Genomic DNA, 7,304 nt, shown 5'->3' on the forward strand with positions numbered 1-7,304 from the left:
TTTCTGCTCATTATTAGCTCCTTCTGATGCCATTCTATTTCAGGAAGGAGTGTCCGTTAAACTCAGGCTACCTCACGCTGCTGAGCAGTCGGAAGTGTCGCCAGAACAGCGGCGCGCCATCTGCGAGGCTTTTGAGTCTGCCAATAATACCCATGGCTTAAACCTGACTGCCCATAAATACCCGGGCTTACGCGGCACACTACAAACCGCATCCACTGACTGCGACACAATTGTGGAAGCTGCAGCACTATTACCCGCTTTTGATCAGGCAGTGGAAGGCAACCGCCACCAGGATGATTACGGTTCAGGTCTTGGGATGGCCGAAGAGAAATTTCACTATTATCTCGATCTCAATGACCGCTATGTCTATTTTTATGAGCCGGTTAATGTTGAATACTTTGCGATGAATAACTGGTCCTTCCTGCAGTCAGGAAGTATTGGCATCGATCGCAAAGATATTGAAAAGGTATTTACCGGGCGTACCGTATTGTCGAGCATTTACCAGGATCAGCGTACTAAACAGAACGTGATGAGTTTGCTGACGCCGGTATATGTCGCAGGGCAGCTAAAAGGGATTGTGCTGCTGGATATTAACAAAAACAATTTGCGGAATATCTTTTACACTCATGACCGCCCTCTCCTCTGGCGTTTTCTCAATGTCACGCTAACCGATACCGATTCGGGGCGCGACATTATCATCAACCAGAGCGAAGATAATCTGTTCCAGTATGTCAGTTACGTCCATGACTTACCTGGCGGCATTCGTGTCTCGTTATCCATTGATATTCTTTACTTTATCACGTCTTCGAGGAAAAGCGTTCTGTTCTGGATTTTGACGGCGTTAATTTTGCTGAATATGGTCCGGATGCACTTCCGTTTATACCAAAATGTGTCGCGAGAAAATATTAGTGATGCGATGACTGGACTGTATAATCGCAAAATTTTAACCCCTGAACTGGAGCAGCGGTTGCAGAAACTGGTGCAATCCGGTTCTTCGGTGATGTTTATTGCAATTGACATGGACAAGTTAAAGCAAATAAATGACACCCTCGGTCATCAGGAGGGGGATTTAGCGATTACGTTACATGATGCGTATAAAGCTTCCGATGAGCGTTTATATGTCAATAAGCAGAACAAAAACAGCCGTTCATGATAACCTTCTGTGGTTGTTTGCTTGTAATCTCAGGAGCGTGAAATGACTGAAATGGCTAAAGGAAGCGTGACGCATCAGCAGTTAATCGCTTTATTATCACAAGAAGGTGCTAACTTCCGCGTCGTTACCCATGAAGCGGTAGGTAAATGTGAAGCGGTGTCAGAAATTCGTGGTACCGCTCTAGGCCAGGGTGCTAAGGCACTGGTATGTAAAGTCAAAGGCAATGGCGTAAATCAACATGTTCTGGCGATCCTCGCAGCCGATCAACAGGCCGATCTGAGCCAACTCGCCAGCCATATAGGCGGATTACGCGCTTCGTTGGCCAGCCCGGCGGAAGTTGATGAACTCACAGGCTGTGTCTTCGGCGCGATCCCCCCTTTCAGCTTCCATCCAAAACTCAAACTGGTTGCCGACCCTCTACTCTTCGAACGATTTGATGAAATCGCCTTCAATGCAGGGATGCTGGATAAATCCGTTATTTTGAAAACCGCGGATTATTTGCGCATTGCGCAACCAGAACTGGTCAATTTCCGCCGCACTGCGTAGCTAGCCTATCCGTTCAATAAGCAGAACGGACAAAACCAGCACAACCGCAATAGCAAAAAACGATGATGTGATAATCAGTGTCTCGACGAACATTTGATCGTTCATAGCATGCCCCCGGGAGATAGCTGTTTTCACGTTATTGTTAGCGTGCACAAATGGCAGTTTGATGACAGTTCGCCTGATTTTTTATGCAAAAAACGTAAAGATTTTCTACTTCCTTCCTGCAGCAAGCATAAAGTAAGCAGGCTTATTATTTTTTGGCAAGGAAACCACGATGTTTGATGTCACTTTGCTGATCCTGCTCGGGTTAGCTGCGCTGGGCTTTATCAGTCATAACACCACTGTCGCCGTTTCAATTCTGGTGTTGATCATTGTCCGCGTCACACCGTTAAGCACCTTTTTCCCGTGGATTGAAAAACAGGGGCTAAGTATCGGGATAATCATTCTGACGATTGGCGTTATGGCCCCCATCGCCAGCGGGACGCTACCGCCCTCAACCTTGATTCACTCGTTTCTGAACTGGAAATCGCTGGTGGCAATTGCAGTAGGCGTTATTGTCTCCTGGCTGGGTGGGCGCGGCGTGACGTTAATGGGCAGCCAGCCGCAACTGGTTGCTGGGCTGCTGGTGGGCACTGTTTTAGGCGTAGCGCTGTTTCGCGGCGTACCGGTTGGCCCGCTTATTGCCGCGGGTCTGGTTTCGCTGATTGTGGGGAAACAGTAGTTAATCCCGCAATATATCGGCCTGGCGTTTGCCCCAAGCCTTTCTTAAACATAGTAATAAAGGCCGTTGTTGAATCATACCCCAGCGTATGAGCAACTTTCTGTACAGTATCGCCTTTCACTAATCCCTGAAGCGCCATAATCAGCTGTAACTGCTGACGCCACTGGCGAAAACTCAACCCCGTCTCTTTCACTATCAGGCGGGCAAGATTGCGTTCACTCATCGCAAAAAAGCCAGCCCATTGCCCCAATGCCCCCCACTCGACGGGCCCTTTCGCCATCATCTCCACCATCGTGCGGATTTTAGGATGAGAAGAAACGGGCAGGTGCAGCTGTTGTTGTGGCTGCTGAGGGAGTTCATCAAACAGGACCTGAATTAATCTGCGGGTCATCGGCTCAGCACGCTGAGTCGTCGTCCTGTTTGCCAGGGTTAAAATCAATTCCCGGCATAAGGGCGATATTTTCAATGTGCAACATGGTCGGCATTGTCACTGCGCTGGGTTCGATAAACAGAAAACAGAGTTCAGCGTTAGCTGTCACTTGATTGCTATGCTTCACCCCGCCCGGTATCCAAACCGCATATTGTGGCGGCACCATCCACAAAGCATTTTCCACCGTACAGGTAATTGCACCATGTAATGCCAGTATCAGCTGTCCTTTGCGGTGCTGATGTACAGGACTGGTTAACTCATCCGTTCCGGCGTGAATACAAAATGCGACCGCGGCTTCATGGTGTCGGTGGGTTCATAGCCATTGAGATTCAACCTGTGCATCATTTTGTCCGAACTTAGCGATAATTTGTCATTTTAGCTTGATTCAACATAACAATAAAAACGGTAAGGTACAGCCTCGTTTGTAACAATGAGAAGCATATGACCTGTTCAACTTCATTAAGCGGCAAAAACAGGATTGTCCTTATCGCTGGCATTCTGATGATTGCCACAACATTACGCGTCACCTTTACCGGCGCAGCGCCGTTACTGGATACGATTCGTTCCGCTTACTCGCTGACGACAGCGCAAACCGGCTTATTAACCACCCTGCCATTATTGGCCTTTGCGCTAATCTCACCTCTGGCTGCCCCGGTGGCGCGACGTTTTGGTATGGAACGTAGCCTGTTTGCCGCGTTACTTTTGATCTGTGCAGGTATCGCAATTCGTTCTCTCCCTTCGCCTTACTTATTATTTGGCGGTACAGCGGTCATTGGCGGTGGGATTGCATTAGGCAATGTCTTACTGCCAGGATTAATTAAACGCGATTTCCCTCATTCCGTCGCCAGACTTACCGGCGCATATTCCCTGACAATGGGAGCTGCAGCGGCACTGGGATCGGCTATGGTCGTGCCGCTGGCTTTGAACGGTTTTGGCTGGCAAGGCGCGTTGTTCATGCTGATGTGTTTTCCTCTGCTGGCTCTTTTTTTATGGCTGCCACAGTGGCGAAGTCAGCAACATGCAAATTTGAGTACCTCACGCGCCTTACATACTCGGGGTATCTGGCGTTCGCCACTTGCCTGGCAGGTAACATTGTTTCTTGGGATCAACTCACTGGTCTATTACGTGATTATTGGCTGGCTTCCGGCGATCCTCATCAGTCACGGCTATAGCGAAGCACAGGCGGGTTCACTGCATGGTTTGCTGCAACTAGCCACAGCAGCTCCCGGTTTGCTGATCGCACTTTTCTTACATCATGTGAAAGACCAGCGTGGTATTGCAGCGTTCGTTGCCTTGATGTGCGCAGTGGGCGCGGTTGGGCTCTGCTTTATGCCAGCGCACGCGATCACCTGGACTCTGCTTTTCGGTTTTGGTTCCGGCGCAACAATGATACTGGGGTTGACGTTCATTGGTCTTCGGCAAGTTCTGCGCATCAGGCGGCGGCACTCTCGGGGATGGCACAATCCGTCGGGTATTTGCTGGCAGCCTGTGGGCCGCCGCTAATGGGTAAAATACACGATGCTAACGGTAACTGGTCCGTACCACTGATGGGTGTTGCAATACTTTCACTACTGATGGCGATTTTCGGACTTTGCGCCGGGAGAGACAAAGAAATTCGCTAATATCCGGTGCTATAGTGACGTGACAAATCTTGCGTGAAAGGGAGAACAAACACGATGAATATTCAGTGCAAACGCGTTTATGATCCGGCTGAACAGAGCGATGGTTATCGCGTACTGGTCGACCGCCTCTGGCCGCGCGGTATCAAAAAAACCGATTTAGCCCTTGATGAGTGGGATAAAGAAATCACGCCGTCAACGGAACTGCGCAAAGCCTTTCACGGCGAAGTCGTCGATTTTGCAACCTTTCGCGAGCAATATCGCGCAGAACTGGCGCAACACGAGCAAGAAGGAAAGCGGCTGGCGGACATCGCCAAAAAACAGCCGCTGACCCTGCTCTACGCAGCAAAAAACACCACGCAGAACCATGCGCTGGTGCTGGCCGACTGGCTACGTAGCTTGTGATTTTAGTACGGCATCCGGCGGTTATTTTTCACCAGCCGGATGGTCCCGTCGCCACAATGCCCATTCATCAATCGTTTCACCGCCCGGTAATTTGCAATTGTTGCTGACCCCTTGCGCTGTCTGCACTGGAATGAGCGTCCCGCCCTTCTGCTGGCAATAGACCGACGCCGGATTTGCCATACCAATCTGCGGCGGTTTAGGTGCTTCTGGCTGAGAAGGGGTTGAACAACCAGCCAGGACCAGCAAGCAAGGCAGAACAAAACTGATAATTTTCATTTATTGATCTCACATATTTATCCAAGCTTAGAGTATCGCGGTATCGTTTTGTTTTGCAGCACTATTTTTATTACATTCACTCAAAACATATTACGTCTTGTTTCATCTTTGTTGATGATGTTTTATCATGCCTGCAAAGATTAAATAATCAGCACTTACCCGCCGTATCCTGGAGTTGTTCCGTGTCAGATCAGATTATCGCCCGCGTCTCGCAATCCCTTGCCAAAGAACAGTCACTGGAAAGTCTGGTCCGACAGCTTCTGGAGATGCTGGAAATGGTCACTGATATGGAATCAACCTACCTGACCAAAGTGGATGTCGAAGCGCGCCTGCAGCATATTATGTTTGCCCGTAACAGCCAGAAAATGCACATCCCGGAGAATTTTACCGTCTTGTGGGATTACTCGTTATGCAAACGCGCCATTGATGAAAACTGCTTTTTCAGCGATGAAGTCCCTGACCGTTGGGGCGACTGTATTGCGGCACGCAATCTTGGCATCACCACATTTCTGAGCACGCCAATTCACTTACCGGATGGATCATTCTATGGCACGCTTTGCGCCGCCAGCAGTGAGAAGCGCCAGTGGAGTGAACGCGCGGAACAGGTTTTACAGTTATTCGCCGGACTGATTGCACAATATATTCAAAAAGAGGCACTGGTTGAACAGCTGCACGAAGCCAATGCTGCGCTGATTGCGCAATCGTATACCGACTCGTTAACCGGGCTACCGAATCGGCGGGCGATTTTTGAAAATCTGACGACGCTGTTTTCCCTCGCCCGGCATCTTAACCATAAGATAATGATCGCGTTTATCGATCTGGATAACTTCAAATTAATCAATGATCGTTTTGGTCATAATAGTGGCGATCTGTTTCTCATTCAGGTTGGCGAGCGCCTTAATACGCTCCAGCAAAATGGCGAAGTTATTGGTCGTCTCGGTGGTGATGAGTTTTTGGTTGTTTCACTAAACAACGAGAATGCGGATATTTCGTCGCTGCGAGAACGTATTCAACAGCAAATACGTGGAGAATATCACTTAGGTGATGTTGATTTGTATTATCCCGGTGCCAGTCTTGGCATAGTAGAAGTCGATCCTGAAACAACCGATGCAGACAGTGCCCTGCATGCTGCCGATATTGCGATGTATCAGGAGAAAAAACACAAACAGAAAACACCTTTTGTCGCGCATCCAGCGCTACATTCCTGAGGCGTATTCACATCCTTTTGATTGGTGATAACATGCGAATCGGTATTATTTTTCCGGTTGTAATCTTCATTACAGCGGTCGTATTTTTAGCATGGTTTTTTATTGGCTGCTATGCTGCCCCGGGAGCATAAAGATGAAAAAAACAACGATTATTATGATGGGTGTGGCGATTATTGTCGTACTCGGCACTGAGCTGGGATGGTGGTAACGTCACCTCTAAAAAATAGCAAAGGCTGCCTGTGTGCAGCCTTTGTGCAATTTAAGCGTTAACTTTTAATCTTCCTGTAGATAAATAGCACGACAATCGCACCAATAACGGCTGAAGCGGCGCACGAAAAACGCTTTCGCGTTTTTCGTGCGCCGCTTCACCCCTGGTTCAGCATTTCGTCTGCAGTCTGAACCGCAGGCAACCATTTTTCAGCAAGTCTGCGCTGGGAATCGCTGGCTTTATCCCATTTGCTCCACAGTGCCTCACGATCGTAATCGTGCGCTTCCAGCGTGGGGCGGGCGATTTCAAAATACCCCTAGCTTGTTTCTATTTGCTCAGATTTTAATAACAACTCAGCACGTGCTGCCGCTGGTAGAACTGATATATGAAATTCCAAAGCCTTTGAACCCGTACGCTTGCGACGTAGTTCTGGATGATTGGCTGCAAGCTTTTCAAGATTGCGGCGAATACTCACCTCATGTTTAGGAAAGCATGACATTCCTACGCATTCTTGCGCTGTTACCCAATGGGTTAACATGATGTTTTCTCCATATACCGAGAAGGCCAAATCTGGGCTGGTTCCATATCCAAATATCTAGCAATGATTGCTTCGTATCGTGGTATATGGCAGCGAAATACGTTACGCATAGTGTCAGGCTTTAAGGCTGCCGGGGAGATATTCCCCAGACGAGAGTGACGACGCTGACGATTGTAGAAAATCTCAATGTATTCCCGTAT

General features: G+C 48.6%; 10 protein-coding genes and 3 pseudogenes. 8 read left to right on the forward strand and 5 right to left on the reverse strand.

Annotated elements, in window-relative coordinates; translation table 11 throughout:
- Positions 1–31: 31 nt before the first annotated feature.
- Together ABZJ92_RS19715 and yeaK are read left to right on the forward strand one after the other, a co-directional pair.
- Complete coding sequence (locus tag ABZJ92_RS19715) at positions 32–1,153, forward strand: GAPES1 domain-containing protein (protein WP_045177663.1); 1,122 nt, start codon at positions 32–34, stop codon at positions 1,151–1,153.
- Between the two features lie 42 nt (positions 1,154–1,195).
- Positions 1,196–1,699 carry a mischarged aminoacyl-tRNA deacylase gene (gene yeaK, locus ABZJ92_RS19720; protein ID WP_000138039.1) on the forward strand — a complete coding sequence of 168 codons (504 nt, stop codon included), beginning with the start codon at positions 1,196–1,198 and terminating at the stop codon, positions 1,697–1,699.
- Here yeaK and yoaI read toward each other — a convergent pair whose 3' ends face one another.
- On the reverse strand, positions 1,700–1,804 hold the full coding sequence (gene yoaI / locus ABZJ92_RS19725; RefSeq protein WP_000999629.1) for a small membrane protein YoaI: 105 nt from the start codon (positions 1,802–1,804) through the stop codon (positions 1,700–1,702).
- 169 nt (positions 1,805–1,973) lie between these two features.
- Between yoaI and ABZJ92_RS19730 the strand changes: the two genes are divergently transcribed.
- A complete protein-coding gene (locus ABZJ92_RS19730) occupies positions 1,974–2,420 on the forward strand; it encodes a DUF441 domain-containing protein (protein WP_000460707.1) in 447 nt (148 codons plus the stop codon).
- Here the strand turns inward: ABZJ92_RS19730 and nimR are convergent.
- A pseudogene (gene nimR / locus ABZJ92_RS19735) lies at positions 2,377–3,195 on the reverse strand (DNA-binding transcriptional regulator NimR). The gene ABZJ92_RS19730 and the pseudogene nimR sit on opposite strands and share 44 nt — an antisense overlap.
- Positions 3,196–3,291: 96 nt before the next feature.
- Between nimR and nimT the strand changes: the two are divergent.
- Positions 3,292–4,472, forward strand: a pseudogene (gene nimT, locus ABZJ92_RS19740) (2-nitroimidazole transporter).
- Between the two features lie 54 nt (positions 4,473–4,526).
- Positions 4,527–4,874 carry a DUF488 domain-containing protein gene (locus ABZJ92_RS19745; RefSeq protein WP_005049895.1) on the forward strand — a complete coding sequence of 116 codons (348 nt, stop codon included), beginning with the start codon at positions 4,527–4,529 and terminating at the stop codon, positions 4,872–4,874.
- 21 nt (positions 4,875–4,895) lie between these two features.
- Here ABZJ92_RS19745 and yoaF read toward each other — a convergent pair whose 3' ends face one another.
- The gene (yoaF, locus tag ABZJ92_RS19750) at positions 4,896–5,150 is read right to left on the reverse strand and encodes a DUF333 domain-containing lipoprotein YoaF (RefSeq protein ID WP_000691930.1); all 255 of its coding nucleotides are present in this window, start codon (positions 5,148–5,150) and stop codon (positions 4,896–4,898) included.
- 182 nt (positions 5,151–5,332) lie between these two features.
- Here yoaF and dgcP point away from each other — a divergent pair, with 182 nt between their 5' ends.
- The 3 genes from dgcP to yoaJ are packed head-to-tail and all read left to right on the forward strand — an operon-like array spanning position 5,333 to position 6,566.
- Positions 5,333–6,358, forward strand: a complete 1,026-nt coding sequence (dgcP, locus tag ABZJ92_RS19755) for a diguanylate cyclase DgcP (RefSeq protein ID WP_005049892.1) — start codon at positions 5,333–5,335, stop codon at positions 6,356–6,358.
- A gap of 32 nt (positions 6,359–6,390) precedes the next feature.
- Entirely contained in the window at positions 6,391–6,489 is a 99-nt protein-coding gene (locus ABZJ92_RS19760; RefSeq protein ID WP_032155854.1) for a YoaK family small membrane protein, read from the forward strand.
- A 2-nt stretch (positions 6,490–6,491) separates the two neighbouring features.
- Entirely contained in the window at positions 6,492–6,566 is a 75-nt protein-coding gene (gene yoaJ, locus ABZJ92_RS19765; RefSeq protein WP_001386836.1) for a protein YoaJ, read from the forward strand.
- Between the two features lie 160 nt (positions 6,567–6,726).
- On the opposite strand, the pseudogene ABZJ92_RS19770 reads toward yoaJ, so the two are convergent.
- Together ABZJ92_RS19770 and ABZJ92_RS19775 are read right to left on the reverse strand one after the other, a co-directional pair.
- Positions 6,727–7,104: pseudogene (locus ABZJ92_RS19770) on the reverse strand (DNA-binding protein); the annotation flags it as partial.
- Positions 7,098–7,304: helix-turn-helix domain-containing protein (locus ABZJ92_RS19775; protein WP_353765459.1), on the reverse strand; the 207-nt coding region annotated here is incomplete at its 5' end. The gene ABZJ92_RS19775 and the pseudogene ABZJ92_RS19770, both read right to left, overlap by 7 nt.

Source organism: Shigella sp. FJ200513, from assembly GCF_040495915.1.
Taxonomy (GTDB): Bacteria; Pseudomonadota; Gammaproteobacteria; order Enterobacterales; family Enterobacteriaceae; genus ECMA0423.

Excerpts from the sequence above, each read along its gene's own strand:
- yeaK (WP_000138039.1), top strand. The coding sequence starts at position 1,196 with ATGACTGAAATGGCTAAAGGAAGCGTGACGCATCAGCAGTTAATCGCT.
- yoaI (WP_000999629.1), bottom strand. The coding sequence starts at position 1,804 with ATGAACGATCAAATGTTCGTCGAGACACTGATTATCACATCATCGTTT.
- ABZJ92_RS19730 (WP_000460707.1), top strand. The coding sequence starts at position 1,974 with ATGTTTGATGTCACTTTGCTGATCCTGCTCGGGTTAGCTGCGCTGGGC.
- ABZJ92_RS19745 (WP_005049895.1), top strand. The coding sequence starts at position 4,527 with ATGAATATTCAGTGCAAACGCGTTTATGATCCGGCTGAACAGAGCGAT.
- yoaF (WP_000691930.1), bottom strand. The coding sequence starts at position 5,150 with ATGAAAATTATCAGTTTTGTTCTGCCTTGCTTGCTGGTCCTGGCTGGT.
- ABZJ92_RS19760 (WP_032155854.1), top strand. The coding sequence starts at position 6,391 with ATGCGAATCGGTATTATTTTTCCGGTTGTAATCTTCATTACAGCGGTC.